The sequence below is a fragment of the Chitinimonas sp. genome (genome assembly GCF_041904975.1).
Lineage (GTDB): Bacteria > Pseudomonadota > Gammaproteobacteria > Burkholderiales > Chitinimonadaceae > Chitinimonas.
This window is the reverse complement of the sequence record NZ_JAYRLZ010000320.1, coordinates 2,246-4,459: the sequence shown is the minus strand read 5'-3', so window position 1 is coordinate 4,459 and position 2,214 is coordinate 2,246. Positions and strand designations below refer to the sequence as shown.

The 2,214-nt window shown below is 57.7% G+C and carries 3 protein-coding genes; all 3 read right to left on the bottom strand.

The window, feature by feature from the left end:
- A partial coding sequence (pstB, locus tag ACE3OH_RS19885; protein ID WP_374357257.1) for a phosphate ABC transporter ATP-binding protein PstB occupies positions 1 to 747 on the bottom strand: 747 nt, incomplete at its 3' end.
- A gap of 39 nt (positions 748 to 786) precedes the next feature.
- Positions 787 to 1,632 carry a phosphate ABC transporter permease PstA gene (gene pstA / locus ACE3OH_RS19880; RefSeq protein ID WP_374357255.1) on the bottom strand — a complete coding sequence of 282 codons (846 nt, stop codon included), beginning with the start codon at positions 1,630 to 1,632 and terminating at the stop codon, positions 787 to 789.
- Between the two features lie 19 nt (positions 1,633 to 1,651).
- Positions 1,652 to 2,214 (bottom strand): ABC transporter permease subunit (locus ACE3OH_RS19875; RefSeq protein WP_374357253.1); only part of this gene is annotated, 563 nt, incomplete at its 5' end.

Genomic DNA, 2,214 nt, shown 5'->3' with positions numbered 1-2,214 from the left:
GTCCTCGGTTTCCTTCTTGCCAGGCTTGGTAAAGATCTGATCGGTTGCACCGACTTCCACCAACTCGCCCAGGTACATATAGGCGGTGTAGTCCGATACCCGTGCCGCCTGCTGCATATTGTGGGTCACGATGGCGATGGTGTAGTCCTCTTTGAGTTCATGCACCAGTTCCTCGATGTGTGCGGTCGAAATCGGATCAAGTGCCGAGGTCGGCTCGTCCAGCAACACCACTTCCGGCTTCACTGCCACGGCGCGCGCAATGCACAAGCGCTGCTGCTGGCCGCCGGACAGGCCAAGGCCGGATTGCTTGAGCTTGTCCTTGGCTTCATTCCATAGCGCCGCTTTGGTCAGCGCCCATTCGACCCGGTCATCCATCTCGGAGCGGCTGAGGTTTTCATACAGTTTCACGCCAAAGGCAATATTGTCGTAAATCGACATCGGGAACGGCGTGGGCTTCTGGAACACCATGCCGACCTTGGCGCGCAGCATGTTCAGGTCGACATTGCGGTCGAGAATATTGCTGCCATTGAGCAGGATCTGGCCTTCGGCGCGCAGCTTGGGGTAGAGACCATACATGCGGTTGAAGGTACGCAGCAGGGTCGACTTGCCGCAGCCGGATGGGCCGATAAAGGCGGTAACCTTGTTGGCCGGGATGTCCAGGTGAATATTCTTCAGCGCATGGAAATTGCCGTAAAAGAAATTCAGGCCACGAACGGCGAGCTTGGCTTGGGAGTTGGGCGTGGTCATCAAATAGCTTTCTTGCAAGGGCAGATTTTCAATCGCGTTTTACGAAGTCTGTTCGCGCTTGACCAGCACGCGCGCAACAATATTGAGCAGCAGCACCGCCAGCGTAACAATCAGTGCGCCAGCCCAGGCGAGGCGTTTCCAGTCCTCATAGGGGCTCATGGCGAACTGGAAGATCACGCTGGGCAGATTGGCCATCGGGCCGTTCATATTGGCGCTGAAGAACTGATTATTCAGTGCGGTGAACAGCAGTGGCGCCGTTTCGCCAGAAATGCGCGATACCGCCAGCAGGATGCCGGTCAGCACCCCGGCCTTGGACGCACGCAAGGTGATGCTGGAAACCACCTTCCACTTCGGCGTTCCGAGCGCATAGGCCGCTTCGCGCATGCTGCTCGGCACCAGGCGCAGCATATTCTCGGTGGTGCGCAGTACCACCGGCACAACGATCAGGCCCAGTGCGAACGCGCCGCCCCAGGCCGAGAAATGATGCACCTTGGAAACGTAGACGTACCAGACGAACAGGCCGATGACGATGGAAGGGGCGGATAGCAGGATATCGTTGATGAAACGTGCGGTAGGTGCCAGCCAGCCATCATCACCGTATTCGGCCAGGTAGATACCGGCCAGGATGCCGATTGGGGTACCGAACAGGGTGCCGAAAAACGCCATGGCCAGGCTGCCGAAGATGGCATTGGCCAAGCCGCCTGCGCTGCCTGGCGGCGGTGTCATCTGGGTGAATACCGATAGCTGCATCGCCACCAGACCGTTATGAAACAGGGTGATCAGGATCCAGCCCAGCCAGAACAGGCCGAACAGCATGGCAAGGCTGGCCATGGTGAGATTGAAGGCATTGACAATGCGACGGCGGGTATACAGGGAATTATTCATGATGGTTTCCTTCACCTGGTCAGGAGTGGCTGCCTTCGCCCTTGCGCAACTGGATCAGCAAGAGTTTCGACAAGGCCAGGACAATGAAGGTGATGATGAACAGGATGAGGCCACATTCGATCAGCGAGGAGAAGTGCAGGTCGTCATGCGCTTCGGCAAATTCATTGGCCAGAATGGAGGCAATGGAGTTGCCCGGGTGGAACAGCGATTCGATAGCGTCGTAAGAGTTGCCGATGACGAAGGTTACCGCCATGGTTTCACCGAGCGCGCGGCCCAGACCAAGCATGATGCCGCCGATGACACCGGTCTTGGTGTAAGGCAGGACGACATTGCGTACGACTTCCCAGGTGGTGGCGCCGAGGCCATAGGCCGATTCCTTCAGCATGGAAGGAACGACCTCGAATACGTCACGCATCACCGACGAAATGAAGGGGATGATCATGATGGCGAGGATCAGGCCGGCGGTGAACATACCGATGCCGAATGGCGCACCATTGAAAAGCTGGCCCAGGACGGGAATGGATGCCGTATGTTCGGTAATCCACGGTTGTACGTGATCGCCAAGCAGCGGCGCGACGACAA

Excerpts from the sequence above, each read along its gene's own strand:
- pstA (WP_374357255.1), bottom strand. The coding sequence starts at position 1,632 with ATGAATAATTCCCTGTATACCCGCCGTCGCATTGTCAATGCCTTCAAT.